19 protein-coding genes and 1 tRNA gene are annotated in these 16,822 nt (G+C 67.4%); 10 read left to right on the top strand and 10 right to left on the bottom strand.

The window, feature by feature from the left end; genetic code table 11:
• The 3 genes from G9373_RS07675 to G9373_RS07665 all read right to left on the bottom strand — a co-directional run bounded on the left by G9373_RS07675 (position 1) and on the right by G9373_RS07665 (position 2,109).
• On the bottom strand, positions 1-363 hold the full coding sequence (locus G9373_RS07675; RefSeq protein ID WP_005573586.1) for a PDGLE domain-containing protein: 363 nt from the start codon (positions 361-363) through the stop codon (positions 1-3).
• A complete protein-coding gene (locus G9373_RS07670) occupies positions 360-1,055 on the bottom strand; it encodes an energy-coupling factor ABC transporter permease (RefSeq protein WP_005573587.1) in 696 nt (231 codons plus the stop codon). The genes G9373_RS07675 and G9373_RS07670 overlap by 4 nt, the downstream gene beginning before the upstream one ends.
• A gap of 127 nt (positions 1,056-1,182) precedes the next feature.
• Positions 1,183-2,109, bottom strand: coding sequence for a DNA-3-methyladenine glycosylase (locus G9373_RS07665; protein ID WP_043793517.1), 927 nt, complete (start codon positions 2,107-2,109; stop codon positions 1,183-1,185).
• A gap of 72 nt (positions 2,110-2,181) precedes the next feature.
• On the opposite strand from G9373_RS07665, the gene G9373_RS07660 reads away from it, so the two are divergent.
• Together G9373_RS07660 and G9373_RS07655 are read left to right on the top strand one after the other, a co-directional pair.
• Entirely contained in the window at positions 2,182-2,709 is a 528-nt protein-coding gene (locus G9373_RS07660) for a ribonuclease H (RefSeq protein WP_005573589.1), read from the top strand.
• 64 nt (positions 2,710-2,773) lie between these two features.
• Positions 2,774-3,649, top strand: coding sequence for an amidohydrolase family protein (locus tag G9373_RS07655; RefSeq protein WP_005251588.1), 876 nt, complete (start codon positions 2,774-2,776; stop codon positions 3,647-3,649).
• 42 nt (positions 3,650-3,691) lie between these two features.
• Here G9373_RS07655 and G9373_RS07650 read toward each other — a convergent pair whose 3' ends face one another.
• Both G9373_RS07650 and G9373_RS07645 read right to left on the bottom strand, forming a co-directional pair.
• Entirely contained in the window at positions 3,692-4,135 is a 444-nt protein-coding gene (locus tag G9373_RS07650; protein WP_005573590.1) for a VOC family protein, read from the bottom strand.
• A gap of 410 nt (positions 4,136-4,545) precedes the next feature.
• Positions 4,546-4,618, bottom strand: a tRNA-Arg gene (locus G9373_RS07645).
• 71 nt (positions 4,619-4,689) lie between these two features.
• Between G9373_RS07645 and G9373_RS07640 the strand changes: the two genes are divergently transcribed.
• Positions 4,690-5,460: a dienelactone hydrolase family protein gene (locus G9373_RS07640; RefSeq protein WP_005573591.1), complete on the top strand. Its 771-nt coding sequence runs from the start codon at positions 4,690-4,692 to the stop codon at positions 5,458-5,460.
• On the opposite strand, the gene G9373_RS07635 is transcribed toward G9373_RS07640, so the two are convergent.
• Positions 5,461-5,718: a hypothetical protein gene (locus G9373_RS07635; RefSeq protein WP_005573592.1), complete on the bottom strand. Its 258-nt coding sequence runs from the start codon at positions 5,716-5,718 to the stop codon at positions 5,461-5,463.
• Between the two features lie 176 nt (positions 5,719-5,894).
• Here G9373_RS07635 and cycA point away from each other — a divergent pair, with 176 nt between their 5' ends.
• Together cycA and G9373_RS07625 are read left to right on the top strand one after the other, a co-directional pair.
• Entirely contained in the window at positions 5,895-7,373 is a 1,479-nt protein-coding gene (gene cycA, locus G9373_RS07630) for a D-serine/D-alanine/glycine transporter (protein ID WP_005573593.1), read from the top strand.
• A gap of 113 nt (positions 7,374-7,486) precedes the next feature.
• A complete protein-coding gene (locus tag G9373_RS07625; RefSeq protein ID WP_167114546.1) occupies positions 7,487-8,275 on the top strand; it encodes a M23 family metallopeptidase in 789 nt (262 codons plus the stop codon).
• A gap of 4 nt (positions 8,276-8,279) precedes the next feature.
• Here G9373_RS07625 and G9373_RS07620 read toward each other — a convergent pair whose 3' ends face one another.
• Complete coding sequence (locus G9373_RS07620) at positions 8,280-8,540, bottom strand: hypothetical protein (RefSeq protein WP_005251602.1); 261 nt, start codon at positions 8,538-8,540, stop codon at positions 8,280-8,282.
• A 118-nt stretch (positions 8,541-8,658) separates the two neighbouring features.
• Here G9373_RS07620 and G9373_RS07615 point away from each other — a divergent pair, with 118 nt between their 5' ends.
• Positions 8,659-10,167 carry a glutamate-cysteine ligase family protein gene (locus tag G9373_RS07615; protein ID WP_005573594.1) on the top strand — a complete coding sequence of 503 codons (1,509 nt, stop codon included), beginning with the start codon at positions 8,659-8,661 and terminating at the stop codon, positions 10,165-10,167.
• Between the two features lie 18 nt (positions 10,168-10,185).
• Here G9373_RS07615 and G9373_RS07610 read toward each other — a convergent pair whose 3' ends face one another.
• On the bottom strand, positions 10,186-11,367 hold the full coding sequence (locus G9373_RS07610) for a globin domain-containing protein (RefSeq protein ID WP_005254222.1): 1,182 nt from the start codon (positions 11,365-11,367) through the stop codon (positions 10,186-10,188).
• Position 11,368: 1 nt separating this feature from the next.
• Complete coding sequence (locus tag G9373_RS07605; RefSeq protein WP_005573596.1) at positions 11,369-11,845, bottom strand: Rrf2 family transcriptional regulator; 477 nt, start codon at positions 11,843-11,845, stop codon at positions 11,369-11,371.
• A 250-nt stretch (positions 11,846-12,095) separates the two neighbouring features.
• Here G9373_RS07605 and G9373_RS07600 point away from each other — a divergent pair, with 250 nt between their 5' ends.
• The 4 genes from G9373_RS07600 to G9373_RS46285 all read left to right on the top strand — a co-directional run bounded on the left by G9373_RS07600 (position 12,096) and on the right by G9373_RS46285 (position 15,873).
• Entirely contained in the window at positions 12,096-12,980 is an 885-nt protein-coding gene (locus G9373_RS07600; protein WP_005254220.1) for a universal stress protein, read from the top strand.
• A 72-nt stretch (positions 12,981-13,052) separates the two neighbouring features.
• Positions 13,053-14,093 (top strand): LLM class F420-dependent oxidoreductase, encoded by a 1,041-nt coding sequence (locus G9373_RS07595; RefSeq protein WP_167114543.1) that lies wholly within the window; start codon positions 13,053-13,055, stop codon positions 14,091-14,093.
• Positions 14,094-14,142: 49 nt separating this feature from the next.
• A complete protein-coding gene (locus G9373_RS07590) occupies positions 14,143-15,033 on the top strand; it encodes a universal stress protein (protein WP_054245520.1) in 891 nt (296 codons plus the stop codon).
• 90 nt (positions 15,034-15,123) lie between these two features.
• A complete protein-coding gene (locus G9373_RS46285) occupies positions 15,124-15,873 on the top strand; it encodes a hypothetical protein (protein ID WP_054245480.1) in 750 nt (249 codons plus the stop codon).
• Here the strand turns inward: G9373_RS46285 and G9373_RS07580 are convergent.
• Positions 15,870-16,820, bottom strand: a complete 951-nt coding sequence (locus tag G9373_RS07580) for an acyl-ACP desaturase (protein ID WP_065492129.1) — start codon at positions 16,818-16,820, stop codon at positions 15,870-15,872. The two genes, G9373_RS46285 and G9373_RS07580, sit on opposite strands and share 4 nt — an antisense overlap.
• Positions 16,821-16,822 lie beyond the last annotated feature (2 nt).

The following is a 16,822-nucleotide window of genomic DNA, read 5'->3' as shown; positions in this document are numbered from 1 at the left end:
TCAGGGGCTCGTTCGGTTCCGCCGCGCGCGGGCGAGCAGCCAGAACAGGCCACCGGCGACGACGAACGTCGCGGTGGCGCCGATCACGCCCGCGACACCCGTGAGATGCGACCGGCCGCCCACCGTGTAGTCGGCGAGCGGCGAGTCCGACAACGGATGAGCGGACGCGTTCCGGGCGATGCAGTCACCCACGAGCGTCTCCCCGGCATCGGTTTCCACGGTTTCGCACCCGCGAGTGGTCGCGGCGGCCAGACCGTCCGGACTCGAGCTGGCGAGATAGGAGACCGCGCCGGCGACGAGCAGCGCCACCAGCGCGAAACCGAGGAGGAATCGGCGCAGCGAGACCGGCGACGACGTGCTCATGCCCGCACCTCGACTCGTCGGGGTGCCGTCCGCAGCAGGTACACGAGGTCGGGGCGCGCCTTCGCGACGGCCGTCACCGTGACGGCGGTGATGAGGCCTTCACCGATGCCGATCAGCACGTGCGCCCCGAGCATGTACGCCGCCACCGCGCCCAGTGAAGTCGAATCTCCGGACGTCGCATGACCGCCGATCGCGTACTCGAGGACGAAGCCCATCGACGCCGCCACCGTTCCGCACAGTGCCGCGGCGAACGCGAGCCCGCCGAGGACGCGGAGGCGCAGTCGCTGCTGTCGCACGACGAGCGGACGCAGGGCCACCGCGACGCCGTAGCCGACGACCACGCCGATGATCGCCATGTTGGTGATGTTCGCTCCCAGCGCTGTCAGCCCACCGTCGGCGAACAGCAGGGCCTGCACGATCAGCACGATCGAGACGCACAGCATCCCGGTGTAGGGGCCGACGAGGATGGCGGCGAGCGCGCCGCCGAGGAGGTGTCCGCTCACACCGGGAAGGATCGGGAAGTTGACCATCTGGACCGCGAAGATGAAGGCCGCCACGAGACCGGCCATCGGTGCGGTGCGTTCGTCGAGTTCCGAGCGCGCGCGCCACGCGGCGATCGACAGTCCCGCCACCGCGACGACGACGAACAGCAGTGAGGTCGGCGCATTGATCAGGCCGTCGCTCATGTGCATTGCCACAGGTTCCACGGCGACTCCTCCGGCCGGCAGCTGATCCTTCGAAGTCTAGTTTCTCGTATGAACACTTGAACAGGTGTTCATGGGTACGGGAAACGCGTGGGGGGTCTCCGCGAATGCCGGGTCAGTGCCAGGTGTGGTCGACGAGCGCCGTGCGGGGCCCGAACTTGGGTTTGACGGCGTGTCCGCTCACCTCCAGCAGTCGCACGGCGCGATGGCGGTGCGGCTGAAGCGGGGCCAGGTACTCCACCATCTCGGCGTCGTCGAGGGGCTTGCCGAGCAGCGACCACCCCACCACCGCGGCCAGGTGATAATCGCCGACCGACAGGGCGTCGGGGTCGCCCAGCGCACGCTGCGACACCTCGGCCGCCGTCCAGATCCCGACGCCGGGAATGGACATCAGCCGGCGATTCGCTTCCTCGCGAGGGAGGTCGACGATCTTCTCGAGCCGGTCGGCGACCTGCGCGCAGCGGACGATCGTCCGGGACCGGCTGGGGTCGACGTTGGCCCGGTGGAATTCCCAGGACGGAACCCGCCGCCACACGTCCGCGGTCGGGGGCAGCCTCATCCCGTCCGGAGCGGGCCCGGGAGCGGGCCCACCGAACTTCCACACGAGGCGCCGCCACGACGCGAACGCGGCGATGCCGTGCACACGCTGCTCGAGGATCGCGGGCACGAGGGCCTCCATCACCCGGTCGGTGCGGCCGAGGCGCAGGTGCGGGAATCGGCGGTGGGCCTCGACGAGGATCGGATGGTCGGGGGCGAAGTCCGCGCAGTCGTCGTGGTCGCCGATGAGGCGGCCCAGTCCGGCGGACAACTCGTGGGCGCCCGCACCCCACGCCTGACAGCGCACCGAGTGGCGGTCGATCTGGGTGATGCGATAGGTGACCGGGCCCGACTTCTGCACCGACGTCCGCCAGATCGAGCCGTCGGCCGTCCGGCGGTGGCAGGGGTCGCCCTTGCCGCGTTGTAGAGGCTGCAACGACATGGCGACGTCCAGGGGGCGCCGCGCGGTCACGGTGGTCTCGACCACCTCCAGCGAAACCGTCATCGAATGCAGCGTATCCACTCCGAACGCGACCGCCACCGGCGGATGTCGGAGCGCGCACGTAAAGTCCCAGCCATGATCATCGTGAGTACCGACGGATCCTGCCTCCGCAACCCCGGTGGGGCGATCGGCTGGGCATGGGTCAATCACGAGGGTCCCAGCCAATCGGGTGGCGAACCCTCCGGGACAAATCAGATCGCCGAGCTGCGGGCTCTGCTCGAAGCGATCACCGCGCATCCCGGGGAAGATCCGCTGCTGATCGAGTCCGATTCCCAGTACGCCATCAAGTGCGCGTCGGAGTGGCTGCCCGGGTGGAAGCGCAAGGGCTGGAAGACGGCGGGTGGCGCTCCCGTCAAGAACCTCGCGCTGGTGCAGTCCATCGACCGCGCCATCAGCGAACGCCCCGGGCCCGTGCGTTTCCGCTGGGTTCGCGGCCACGTCGGCAACCACTACAACGAGATGGCCGACGTCCTCGCCGGCGAGGCGGCTCGTGCCGTCGCCTCCGGTGCACTCGCACCGGCGCCCGTCTCTGCCCCCGCGCCTACACCGGCAGCAGTCGCGCAATCCACCCCCGAGGCCGAGGACGCGTTCACGCTGTTCTGATTCGGCCCCCGTTCTGATCTGCCGGGGTTCTGCGTCCGGCACTGCGTCGAGGAGAAGAAGACCGTTGTCCGAGGATCTGCGGGTGCAGGAGTTCTGGCGTGCGCTGGGGCTGCCCGGCATCATCGACGTCCACACCCACTTCATGCCCGCGAATGTGATGGAGAAGGTGTGGGGCTACTTCGACGCAGTCGGTCCCCTCACCGGACGCGAGTGGCCCATCCACTACCGGCACGAAGAGGATGTCCGCGTCGAACACCTCCGTGGGTTCGGTGTCAGGCGGTTCACGTCGATGATCTACCCGCACAAGCCGGCGATGGCTGCGTGGCTGAACCAGTGGTCGGTCGAGTTCGCCGAACAGACCCCCGACTGTCTGCGGACGTCCACGTTCTACCCGGAGGAGTCCGCGGCCACCTATGTCGCCGAGGCGGTCGAGTCGGGCACGCGCGTCTTCAAGTCCCACATCCAGGTGGGCGACTACTCGCCGAACGATCCGCTCCTCGACCCCGTGTGGGGTGTACTGCAGGAGTCGGGTGTCCCGGTGGTCATTCATTGCGGGTCGGGGCCGGCGCCCGGCACCTACACGGGCCCCGGCCCGATCGCCGAGTTGCTGTCGCGATACCCGAGGCTGCACCTGATCATCGCCCACATGGGTCTGCCGGAGTACCGGGAATTCCTGGACTTGGCCGACCAGTACGGCAACGTGTATCTCGACACCACGATGACGTTCACCGACTACACCGAAGCGGCCACACCGTTTCCACGCGACCAGGTGCACCGGCTGGCGGATCTGCAGGAACGCATCGTGTTCGGCAGCGACTTCCCCAACATCCCATATCCCTACCTCGACGCACTCGAGGGACTCACCCGATTCGACCTCGGCGAGCCGTGGCTGCGAGCGGTGTGCCACGACAATGCGGCGCGGCTCTTCGCGATCGACTGACGACCCGGTGTGGTGCCGCGTCGATCCGGTTCCGTGTCACCGTCATTCGCCGTCCGGCCAGTCACCACTGCTCTCGCCCGGGCGTAGGGTGCCGAACGTCCACTCGAAGCCCTCGAGGTCGAGGACCCGGCAGCGATAGTTGCCCCATTGGGTGTTCGCGGGTTCCCAGACCGAGGTGGCACCGGCCTCGACGGCGGTGGCGTAGACCTCGTCGACTTCGCTGTCGGTGCCGACGCTGAGATATGTGCCGTGCCCGACGGTCTCGCCCCGGAGCGCCGGCCGGTCGTAGTTGCCGTCGTCGCTGAAGACCATGATGGCGGCGTCGCCTCTCCGCAATTCGGAATGCATGATCCCGCCGTTGTCGTCCGGGAACTCGAGGGTGGTCTCGAACCCGAACGCGCGCTCGAGCCAGCGCAGAGCGGCCGGGGCGTCACGGTAGGCGAAGTAGGAGTGCAGGGCGGCCGGGCGGTTCTCGGTAGTGGTCATGGGGCGACGATACGAACGATCGAGGTCAGCCACGGTCCGCAATATCCGTATCCCCGGAATGTCGGCGCGGGCGCGGACCCCGCTGACCGAGCTACCGTGCGCTAGAAAGGATTCCACCAGTTGATGAACGCGATATAGAGATTGGTCGGGAAGAAGAACTCCCAGTCCAAACCCATGTACGGCAGGTCGGGCAGTATGCCGATCATGATCCCGTCCCGTTGTTCGTCAGGGCGGCCAACAGGTGCAGCAGGTTGGCAATCAGCGGCGGGAAGATATCGATGTCCACCCAGTTCATGAGACTCTCCTCGGGTCGTCCCGACCTGCCTGGCGTATCGCCTGCGGCGTGACCTGCGTTACCTCGTCCAAGATGCGGGAGCGGGGCGCAGTGAGGACTGCCGCAGGCAGGAGAGTGCCCTCGGCAGGATTCGAACCTGCGACCTACCCTTTAGGAGAGGGTTGCTCTATCCCCTGAGCTACGAAGGCGCGGTGCACGCGCGGGGCGTACACCGAGGTGAGTGTAGCGGGAATGGTGGTGCGCTCGCGATGGGGAGGGCATGGTTGTCGCAGATGTTCTGGAAGTGACGACGGAACGGGAGACGCACATGTCCGAGATCGACTTGACCGACCTCGCTGCGCGGCACGACGGTTCGCTGAACTTGCACGGTTATCTGGCGAGGCCGTCCGGTGAGGGTCCGTGGCCGGGTGTGGTGATGGTGCACGAGGCGTTCGGCTTGGACGACGTGATGCGCCGGCAGGCGGACAGGCTGGCGGCGGCGGGGTTTCTGACGGTTGCGCCGGATCTGTTCAGTGCGGGTGGTGCGCGACGCTGTCTGGTGTCGACGATGCGGGCGATGCTCTCGGGGAAGGGCCGGGCGTACGGCGACATCGAGGCTGCCCGTCAGTGGTTGTCCGGCTCGTCGGACTGCACGGGGAAGATCGGTGTCATCGGATTCTGCATGGGCGGCGGGTTCGCCCTGATGACCCTGCGCACGGGGTTCGATGCGGCGGCCCCGAACTACGGGGTCCTGCCGCGCGACCTCGACGCGGCCGTGGCGGGTGCGTGCCCGGTGGTCGCCAGTTACGGCGGCAAGGACTTCGCTCTGCGGAATGCGGCGGCCAAGTTGGAGGCGGCGCTGACGAAGGCCGGCGTGGCTCACGATGTGAAGGAGTACCCCACTGCCGGTCATACGTTCTTGAACGACGAACTGGCCGGACCTAAGGTGCTGCGTCCCCTGGCGAAGGTCACGGGGATGGTGCCCGACCCGGAAGCCGCCGCCGACGCGTGGAAGAGGATCGACGGCTTCTTCGGGGAGCACCTGGGTTGATCAGTGGATGTACTGGCGGGCGCTCGACGTGGCCTGCCGGTAGTCGAGTCCGCATGCCCGGACGACCTGCCCGAGACTGAGGTAGCCCTCGACGCTGGTGGCCTTCGCGAATTTGCCGTCGGCCCGCACCGTGACCGTGACGCTGGACGCGACCGAATCGACCCGTGCGAGTTCGTACTCGTCGACGCCGTCGGCGGCCTGAGCCACGCAGGTGACTGCGCCCTGGGCGTACGCGATCTCGATCAGGTCCTCGATCATGTGCAGGCTCCTCGCCTCGAAGTAACGAACTGAGGTTAGCCTTAGCTACTCGGTTTCTGTCAAGTCCCTCGATGCGGAATGCCGTCCTCGACCGTGGTGCGCGGGCGGTCCCGGCGTAACGTGACCCACGCTTTCGGACGGTGACAGCAAGGACTGAGAAGGGTTGCAGGTGTTCCATGGCTGACCGCACTTCCTCGACGGGCTCGATCGGATCGGAACCGGGTGATGGCTCAGGGACGGGACCGGCCGGTGAGCCGCATCTCTCCAGGCAGCTCGCCAACCGGCACATCCAGCTGATCGCGATCGGCGGAGCAATCGGCACGGGTCTCTTCATGGGATCCGGGAAGACGATCTCGCTGGCCGGACCGTCGGTGATCTTCGTCTACATGATCATCGGCTTCATGCTGTTCTTCGTGATGCGGGCGATGGGCGAGCTGCTGCTCTCCAACCTGCATTACAAGTCGTTCTCCGACTTCACCGCCGACCTGCTCGGCCCCTGGGCCGGGTTCTTCACCGGGTGGACGTACTGGTTCTGCTGGATCGTCACCGGCATCGCCGACATCATCGCGATCTCCGGTTACGTGCAGTACTGGTGGCCCGACCTCCAGCTGTGGATCCCGGCGCTGATCGCCATCGCGGCGCTGCTGCTGCTGAACCTGCCGACCGTGCGGGCGTTCGGTGAGACCGAGTTCTGGTTCGCGCTGATCAAGATCATCGCCATCGTCAGCCTCATCGTTGTCGGACTCGTGATGGTGTTCACGCACTTCACGTCGCCCAACGGGTCCGAGGCCGGCTTCGACAACCTGTGGAACGACGGCGGCATGTTCCCGACCGGGGCGATGGGCTTCGTGGCCGGATTCCAGATCGCGGTCTTTGCGTTCGTCGGTATCGAGCTCGTCGGCACCACCGCGGCCGAGGCGAAGGACCCGGAGAAGAACCTGCCGAAGGCCATCAACTCGATCCCGATCCGCATCCTGCTGTTCTATGTGGTCTCGCTGATCGTGATCATCTCGGTCACGCCGTGGCGTGAGGTCGTCCCCGGGGAGAGCCCGTTCACGGCGATGTTCACCCTCGCCGGCCTGGGGATCGCGGCCGGGGTCATCCAGTTCGTGGTGCTGACGTCCGCGGCGTCCTCGGCGAACTCGGGCATCTATTCGACCTCGCGGATGGTCTACGGCCTCGCGCAGGAGGGGGATGCGCCGGCCCGGCTCGGCCGGCTCTCCTCCCGCAAGGTCCCGGCCAATGCGCTGATGTTCTCGTGCGCCTTCCTGCTGTCGGCGATCGCACTGCTGTTCTCCGGCGACTCCGTCATCGAGGCGTTCACAACTGTGACGACAATCTCATCGGTGCTGTTCATGTTCGTGTGGACGATGATCCTGGCGAGCTACATCGTGTACCGGAAGCGTCGACCCGAACTGCACGAGGCGTCGAAGTTCAAGATGCCCGGCGGTGTGGTGATGTGCTGGGTCGTCCTGGCGTTCTTCGTGTTTCTCATCTGGGCGTTGACCCAGGAGGCGGACACCCTCGAGGCGCTCCTCGTCACCCCGGTATGGTTCGTCGTGCTCGGGATCGCGTGGGCGGTGATCCGCCGGCGTGCCCCGCACCGCGCCCGCTACGCCGCATTCAAGGCCGAGCTCGAGGAGCGCCGAACATAAACGTTCGGTAACGGTGGCGCGGACCTATACCGTTTTGTTACATTCGTCGCCAGACAGAGGAGCCCACCCCGGATGGGGAGAGCTGCAATCCGACGACTGACGAGGTATTTACTGTGGGTTCCCACCTCCGGGCGAACGGGTCTTCCATTCGCTTCGAGATCGATCCGGACGCGGCGCGCGGACGCCATCGCAACCAGCAGACCGGAGCGGGTGTGGGCATCAAGGCCGCGACTGTTGCGGCCGCCACCGGAGCCATCGTGGTCGGTGCAGCCCAGTTGGGCGCCGGAAACGCCGCTGCCGCCCCCGTCGACTCCCACGAGACGAGCGGCGCGCAGACCCTGCCGGGCCTGCCGTTCGAGATCCCGGCCGGTGTCCTCCCCGCCGGCTTCGAACTGCCCGCAGACCTCGGTGCCGCCGCCCAGAACCTCGGCGGCCCGGACCTCGGCGCTCAGGCGCAGCAGTGGCTGTCCAACGTCAACCCGGTCAAGCCGCACGCGGTCCAGCCGGTGTCGGGCAAGCTGACCTCCAACTTCGGTTCCCGCTGGGGAGCGCACCACGGCGGGATCGACATCGCGGCGCCCATCGGCACCTCGGTGCTCGCGGCGGCCGACGGCCAGGTCATCGATGCCGGCGCGGCGTCCGGTTTCGGACTGTGGGTGCGTCTGCTGCACGACGACGGAACCGTCACCGTCTACGGACACGTCAACGACTACACCGTGAGCGTGGGGCAGCGCGTCACCGCCGGGCAGGAAATCGCCCACGTCGGCAACCGCGGCCAGTCCACCGGACCGCACCTGCACTTCGAGGTACACGACGCGAACGGAAACAAGGTCGATCCGGGGCGCTGGCTGCAGGATCGCGGCGTGTCCGTCACCTGGGGCGACGCAGGCGCCAACGCGTAAGGGCCTATTCCGGCTCGAGGTCGTCGTCGTTGCGGAACACGAGTGGTCCGCTGTCGAGGGCGATCGCCCAGCGTCGTGAGACGGCCCAGTCCCGGCCGTACGAATCGTTGCTGATGTCCTGGACGCCGGCGAAATCGTCGACGATGACGCCGGCCTCCAAGGGCCACTTCTTCTCGGCCAGTTCGTGATCGGCCGAATGCCGCGTTTTCACGCGCGTGCCCACGGAGAACTCTGGTTTCTTCTTGGAGTCGGTATCAGGCGTCATCTCAAGTCCTTCCGCTCACCAGCGTCTGGTTCGAGGTTAGCCCGCCATCCCGCATTCGCGCGGGATGAACGGATATGCTCCCCCGTGAGCGCAGTTCGACGCGCAGTTGGGGAGTGGTATGGGTCGCGAAGTGACGTCTCGGACATTCACCCGAGAAGACCGGCGCCTGTTCCGGCAGAAGGTGCTCATGTGCGTCGACGCGCTCGAGAGGATGCTGCGGGAGGGAGCGTTCGTCGACGAGGTCGACCCGCCCAGGCCCATGCTGGGTATGGAGATCGAGTTCAATCTCGTCCACGCCGACATGACGCCCGCGATGTCCAATCTCGCCGTCCTCGAGTCGATCGACGACGACGCCGTGTTCCAGACCGAACTCGGTCAGTTCAACGTCGAGATGAACGTCCGGCCGGGTCCCCTGATCGGTGAGGGGACGTTCGAGCTCGAACGCACCCTGCGCGCGTCGCTGCACGTCGCCGACGCGCGGATCCACGGGCACGACGCCCAGCTGGTGATGGTGGGCATGCTGCCGACGCTGCAGCTCGAGCACCTCGGCCGGGAGTGGATCACCGCGAATCCCCGCTACGAGCAGCTCAACGATCAGATCTTCGCCGCGCGGGGGGAGGACATCGAACTCGACCTCGAGGGTGTGCCGCTCGAGGGTCGGCTCGCCGAACAGCTGAAGGTGGACGCCAATTCGGTGCTCCCGGAAGCCGCATGCACGTCGCTGCAGCTGCACCTGCGCGTCGCGCCCGACGAATTCGCCGCACACTGGAACGCCGCGCAGTGCCTGGCCGGTGCCCAGGTGGCCCTCGCCGCGAACGCGCCGTTCATGGCGGGCAAGGCGCTGTGGCACGAATCCCGCATCCCGATCTTCGAGCAGGCCACCGACACGCGTCCACTGGAGCTCAAGAACCAGGGCGTGCGGCCCCGCGTGTGGTTCGGGGAGCGGTGGATCACGTCGGTCTTCGACCTGTTCGAGGAGAACTCGCGATACTTCCCGGCACTGCTGCCGGAGGTGTCCGACGTCGACCCGTCGGCCGAACTCGACGCGGGCCGGGTACCGGACCTGAGCGAACTGCAGATGCACAACGGCACCATCTACCGGTGGAACCGCCCGGTATACGACAGCGACGACGGCAAGCCGCACCTGCGGATCGAGAACCGGGTGCTGCCCGCGGGCCCGACTGTGCTCGACACGATGGCGAACGCCGCGTTCTACTACGGCGCGCTGCGCGGGCTCGTCGAATCGGATCGGCCCGTCTGGTCGCACATGTCGTTCAATGCGGCCGAGGAGAACCTGCACGCCGGCGCGAAGTACGGCATGGACGCCGAGTTGTACTGGCCCGGTGTCGGGTTCGCGGGCGCCGACGAGCTCGTCCTGCGGCGACTGCTGCCGATCGCCGACGAGGGGCTCGCCGCGTTCGGGCTGTCCGCCAAGGCCCGCGACCGCTACCTGAGCGTCATCGAGGGCCGGTGCGTCACCCGGCAGACGGGGGCGTCGTGGCAGCGTGCACAGGTGGTCCGGCACGAGAACGCCGGTCTGAGCCGGCCGGAAGCCCTGGCCGCCATGCTGCGTCAGTACGTGGAGAACATGCGTGAGGGCAGCCCCGTCCACACCTGGCCGGTGTGAACGGCGCCGCCGTGGCTCTCACACGGTGGCCGACCAGCTGTCCGGACCGAACACCTCGTAGTGGATGTTCTCGGCGGGCACGTCCTTCGCGAGGAGCGCCTCCCGCATTCCGAGCATGAACGGCAACGGACCGCACAGGTAGGCGCGAGTACCGGGCGCGATCGTGACCTCACCGAGGTCGGCCCGTCCCTCGCGCAGGCTGCCCTCGGGCCGGCGGGCGCCCAGGTCTTCGTACCAGCGGTGCATCACCGCGAACGGCAGGCGTTCCACCAGTTCGGTCAGCTCCGCGCGGTGCGCGTGACTGCTGGCGGACCGGTCGGCGTGGAGTACCGAGATCGGTCGGCTGTCCTCGGTGTCCGCGAGGTGGCTGAGCATCCCGATCATCGGCGTGCACCCGATGCCCGCGGACACGAGCAGCAGCGGAGCGTCGTCGTCCTGCAGGACGAGATCGCCGAACGGCGTCGACACCGCGAGGACGTCGTCTTCGAAGACGTTCTGGTAGAGGAAGTTCGACACCTCGCCCGCTCGTTTCACCGAGATCCTCCAGTCGCCGCGCGACGGGGCCGACGACAGGCTGTACTGGCGGATCTGTCGCGCGCCGTCCGGCAGGTGTACCGCCACGGACAGGTACTGCCCCGGAGCGAACGACGGAAGCGGCGAGCCGTCGAGGGAGGTGAGCACGAACGAGACCGTGTCGGCGGACTCGTGGCGGCGCTCGCGGACCCGCACGTCCCGCCACACGTCCCCGACCGTCACTCCCGCCGAGGCGTAGAGCCCGGCCTCCATCGCGATCAGGGTCTCCGCCATCAGCCAGTACACCTCGTCCCAGGCCGCAGCGACCTCGGGAGTGACGGCGTCGCCGAGGACCTCGACGATGGCCGCGAACAGGTGTGTGTGCACGATCGCGTACTGCGCGGGCTCGATCCCCAGTGAGGCGTGCTTGTTCGCGATCCTCGACAGGATGAGGTCGACGCGCGCCTGATCGGGCTCGAGTTGGAGGGCCGCGAACGCGGCGATGGCCCCGGCCAGCGCTTTCTGCTGTTCGCCCTGCTTCTGATTTCCGCGGTTGAACAGGTCTCGTTCGAGTTCGGGGTGCGCGTCGAACAGCTTGCGGTAGAACAGCGTCGTGATGTCCGAGATCGCGGCGCCGACCACGGGCAGGGTGGCGCGGATGACGTCCGTCGAGGTGGGCGAGAGCATGTCATTCTCCGATCGTTCGAGAAATCTGGGAAGTTGTGGCGGCAGATACTCGCGGGAGGGCGAGCAGCACGGTTCCGGTGGGGGACCGGGTGAGGTCTTCGATCGTGAGGGCGTCCAGCGACTCGAAGAACGCATTCTGTGCGCGTCGCAGCGCCGACCGCAGCAGGCACCCCGATCGCAGCGGGCACGGTTGGGCGCCGTCGCAGTCGACGACCTCCGAATCGCCTTCGAGTCGGCGGGCGAGCCAGCCGACGGAGGCGGTGCGCCCGAGTTCGGTGATGGCCAGACCGCCCGCGCGTCCCCGGCGTGCGTCGACGATGCCGAGCTCACCCAGCCGGGTAATCACTTTGGCGGCGTGGGTGTACGAGACCGACAGTTCCTCGGCGATCGCCCGGCTCCCCGGTCGTTCGCCGTCCCCGGCGACGGCCAGTCGCATGACCACCCGCAGTCCGAGGTCGGTGAACTGTGTGAGTTGCATGACCCGAAGGTACTTTAATTCTCATCTCGGATACCAAATTTGTGACCGACGTCGCTCCCGACAGAATCTGAGCGGAAAATGCAGTGGCCCAGTCGGTTTCGCGCTGGACAGACCACTCCATCTTTTCATCATCGCCGAAGTCGGCCGTCACGGCTACGGGCGGAGAGCCCGAGATGGTGGGGACTTAAGTCCCTCGTCGAAAGGCGAAGGGCGGCAGACGCGAAGTGGAGGCCGGGGATAGTGTGAAGTCATGAGCACACGGGACCGCAACAGCGTCGTCGTCGGTGTCGACGGATCGGACACCTCGAAGTCCGCTGTTCGGGTGGCCGCCGAACTGGCCACCGAACGTGGACTGAACCTGAAGATCATCCACGCACTCGACTTCGCTCCGTACGGGTTCGGCGGTCCCTACATGGATTCGGGCGGCGTGTACGAGTGGGTCGAAGCGAGTGGCAAGGCGATTCTCGCCGAGGCGCAGGAGCAGGCGTTCGCGGTCAATCCCATCATCGACGTCCACACCGAACTGTCGATCGGCAGCAGTGCCCAGTGGCTCGTCGACCTGTCCGAGAACGCCCGGATCGTGGTGGTCGGCGCGTCCGGGTCCGGAGCGGCAGCCACCGCACTGCTCGGGAACACGGCGATCAACGTCACCAGTCACGCCCACTGCCCGGTCGTCGTGGTCCGCGGCGACGCCCACGCCGACGGACCCGTCGTGGTCGGCGTCGACGGCAGCCCCACCAGTGAGCGGGCGATCTCGGTGGCCTTCCAGGAGGCGTCGCTGCGGAACGCGCCGTTGGTGGCCGTCCACGTCTGGAGCGACCTCGGACCGGCAGCGTTCGAGGACCCGCGGGCCGCGGCGCTGGTGCCGCAGGGGCTCGAGGAGGACGAACACGCCGTTCTCGCCGAGAGCCTCGCCGGCTGGCAGGAGAAGTACCCCGATGTGCGGGTCACCCGGGAGGTGTACATCGACAATCCGCGGGCGCGATTGCTCGAGTGGTCGAAGAAGGCGCAACTGCTGGTGGTCGGCAGCCGGGGGCGCGGCGGTTTCAAGGGGATGCTGCTCGGATCGACCAGCAACAGCCTGGTCGGTGGGGCACATTGCCCGGTGGTCGTCGTGAGGCCTGCACGCCCCTGACGCCATTGCTCGCAGTAGTGTCTGAGTTGAAGCAGGAACAGGTTGCAGATAACGCCAGGATTGGGGAACGACGTGCGCATTGGTATGGGCTTGAACTACAGCGGCGGTTTCGCCGAGACGGTCGAGGAGGTGGCCGACCTGGAGAAAGCCGGACTCGACATCGCGTTCGTGCCCGAGGCCTACTCGTTCGACGCGGTGAGCCAGATCGGCTACCTCGCCGCCAAGACCACGACACTCGAACTCGCGTCCGGGATCTTCCAGATCTACACCCGCACGCCCAGCCTGACCGCCATGACGGCCGCCGGCCTCGACTTCGTGTCGGACGGACGCTTCGTGATGGGCCTCGGCGCCTCCGGACCGCAGGTGATCGAGGGCTTTCACGGCGTCAAGTACGACGCCCCGCTCGGGCGCACCCGCGAGGTCGTCGAGATCTGCCGCAAGGTGTGGCGCCGCGAGAAGGTCGAGTTCCAGGGTAAGTACTACCAGATTCCGCTGCCCGCCGACAAGGGCACCGGGCTGGGCAAGCCGCTGAAGATCATCAACCACCCTGTGCGTGATCGCATCCCGATCGTCATCGCCTCACTCGGGCCGAAGAACGTGGAGCTGACCGCCGAGATCGCCGAGGGCTGGGAACCCATCTTCTACCACCCGGAGAAGGCGGCGAGCGTGTGGGGCGAGCCCCTGGCCAAGGGCAAGGCGAAGCGCGACCCCAGCCTCGGTGAGCTGCAGGTCTTCGCGTCGCCCGCCCTCGCCATCGGCGACGACGTCGAGCACATGCTCGACTGGGTCCGCCCCGGGCTCGCGCTGTACATCGGCGGCATGGGCGCGAAGGGCAAGAATTTCTACAACGACCTCGCGGTCCGGTACGGCTACGAGAAGGAAGCCGAGACCATCCAGGACCTCTACCTGTCGGGCAAGAAGGACGAGGCCGCCGCCGCGGTGCCGGACGATCTGGTGCGGGCCGTGTCGCTGATCGGTCCGGAGAGCTACGTCGCGGAGCGGGTGGCCGCCTTCGCCGAGTCCGGGGTCACCACGCTCACCGTCACCCCGCTCGCCGCGGATCGTGCGGGACGCGTCGCGTTGGTCGAGAAGCTCCGCAAGATCTGCGGGTAGCCCCGCGAACCCCAGCAGTGCCCAGCCGGAAGAATCAGGAAAGGTGACCATGACCGGAATCAAGCCGATCGTCGTGGGTGTGGACGGATCCGAGGCGGCCTCGGCCGCCGTGGCGTGGGCTGCTCGCGCCGCCGCCGCACTGTCGCTCCCGCTGCACATCGTGACAGTGGTGCACATTCCTGCCTTCTACTACACCGAGCCGTACCTGGCCGAGAGCTTCAAGGAAGAACTCGAGGACACGGCGAAGGCCCGGCTCGGCAGCGCGCGGGTGCACGCCAAGCAGACGGTGGACGAGCCGCTCGACATCACCACCGAACAGCACGAGGGCAAGGTGAGCCAGACACTCATCGAGCTCTCCGCGAACGCGCACATGGTGGTGCTCGGTTCGCGCGGGCACGGTGAGTTCACCGGTCTGCTGGTCGGTTCCACCACCTCCGCGGTCGCGGCGCACGGTCATTGCCCGCTGGTGGTCGTGCGGGGGCGGACCATGGACGGGCAGCCACCGACCGAGGGGCCGATCGTGGTCGGCATCGACGGCTCGGAAAGCAGCAAGGCGGCGGTGGAAGTGGCATTCGAGCAGGCCGCCGCCCGCGGAGCGAGCCTGGTCGCGGTCAACGTGTGGAGCGATGTCAGTGTGCAGCCGTCACTCGGCGCCAGCCCGGAGGACGCGCTGTGGAGCAGCATCCAGACGGGCGAAGAAGTGGTGCTGTCGGAGCGCCTGGCCGGGTACCAGGAGCGGTACCCCGATGTGACGGTCGAACGCGTCGTCGCGCGGGACCGCCCGGTGCGGGTGCTCAGCGAGTTCGCCGAGAAGGCGCAGCTGATCGTCGTGGGCAGCCGCGGCCGGGGTGGCTTCACGGGAATGCTGCTGGGCTCCACCAGCAATGCGTTGCTCCACACCGCGGATTGCCCGGTGATGATCGTCAGGCCGGAAAGCTAGCACCCCCGATCGCGACGATGGTGCGGTAGCCTTCGCTCGACTTCGCAGAGGAGGCTCGAGTGAAGGCAACCCTCATACTCCGGGGACTGGTTGCCGGCTCAGTGGTTTCCCCGCTCGCTTCCCGTCGTCCTCTTCTCGCCGGGCTTCCATGCGCCGCGGACGCTGTACACGATCGCCGCCGAGGATCTCGCGAGCCGCGGCTACGTGGTGATCAGCATGGACCACACGGGTGAGGCCCTCGCGACGGTGTTCCCGAACGGCCGCGTCGTCACGTCACAGATCACCGACCCGTACGCCGCCGACACCCAGAAGAAGGCGCTCGACACCCGGGTGGAGGATGCGAGTTTCGTCGTCGACACCGTCGAATCCCTCTCCCGCGGTGACGACCCCGACGGGATCGGCGGGCTGTTGCCGGACGGTCTCCCCGAGGCCGTCGATCCCGACCGGATCGGGATGTTCGGTCATTCGAACGGCGGAGCCACCACCACGCAGGTCCTCCTCGACGAACCGCGGGTGGACGCCGGGGTCGATTTCGACGGAGCGCTCCTGTACGCGAACACGGCGAGCCCGATCGTCTCCCAGGATCCCGGCACTCCACTGCTCAGCGTGCTCAACTCGCGTCACGCGGAGAGCCCGAAGGCCGGGACAGGTTCTGGGGGCGACGACTACTCGAATCCGCCTGCCAGCCGGTTTCAGCCTCGGCACGGCTCCCCGCCAGGAGGTGGTCGACACCACCAACGACCTCGTGGCAGGGATGTTCGACCCTTCCTGAAGGGGGCTCCGGCACCCGAACTCGACGACGCCGCGTCGCGGTTCCCACTGGTCTTCGAGGTGCGTTAGCGGGCCGCGACGCGCCCGCCGCGCCGGGCTTCGCGGGCGAGCGCGCGATCCCGCGACTCCTCGAACCGGGCGGCCTTGGCTTCCAGGCTCTGCAGGAACACCGCCAGTTCCTCGCGGCAGCGTTCACCGTCCGGTCCGAAATCGTTACGCTCGAACATGTTCCACTTCCGGAGCACCGGTAGGACGACGTCGTCGAGATGCTGGCGCAGGTCGTAGATGCCGCCCTTCGCGATCAGGACCGCGTTGCGGCGGAAATTGTGCATGCCCGCACCGGGCATCTGGAAGTTGGTCACCACCTTGTGGATCGCGGCAATGGCCTGGTCGGGTGCGACGTCCAGGGCGGCACCGACGATGTTGCGGTAGAACATCATGTGCAAGTTCTCGTCGGCCGCCACCCGGGCGAGCATCCGGTCCGCGATCGGATCACCGCACGCCTTACCCGTGTTCCGGTGCGACACCCGGGTGGCCAGTTCCTGGAACGTCACGTACGACACCGAATCCAGCATGGACCCGCCACCGGGATCGAAGCCCTGTGTCATGTGGTCCATTCGAGCCTGCTCGAGCGCTACCGGGTCGACCCCTCGCGTCACGACCAGATAGTCCCGCATCACGATGGAGTGCTTGTTCTCCTCCGCGGTCCACCGGCCCACCCACGTGCCCCAGGCGCCGTCGAGTGAGAAGTGCTGGGCGATCTCGCGGTGGTAGGACGGCAGGTTGTCCTCGGTCAGCAGATTGGTGATCATCGCCGCCCGCGCGGTGTCGCTGAGCTGGGACTGCTCCGGATCCCAGTCCTCCCCGCCCAGCGCCGCGAAGTTGCGGCCGTCGTCCCACGGAACGTAGTCGTGGGGATGCCAGTCCTTCGCCATGGCCAGGTGGCGGTTGACGTTGTCCTCGGCGACGTCCTCGAGTTCGTGCAGCAGTTCGCGGTCCGTGAGTACGCGGCTCACAA

It is taken from the genome of Rhodococcus sp. A14 (assembly GCF_011603105.1).
In the GTDB taxonomy this organism is placed as follows: Bacteria; Actinomycetota; Actinomycetes; order Mycobacteriales; family Mycobacteriaceae; genus Rhodococcus_F; species Rhodococcus_F opacus.
This window is presented reverse-complemented; position numbering and strand designations above follow the sequence as displayed.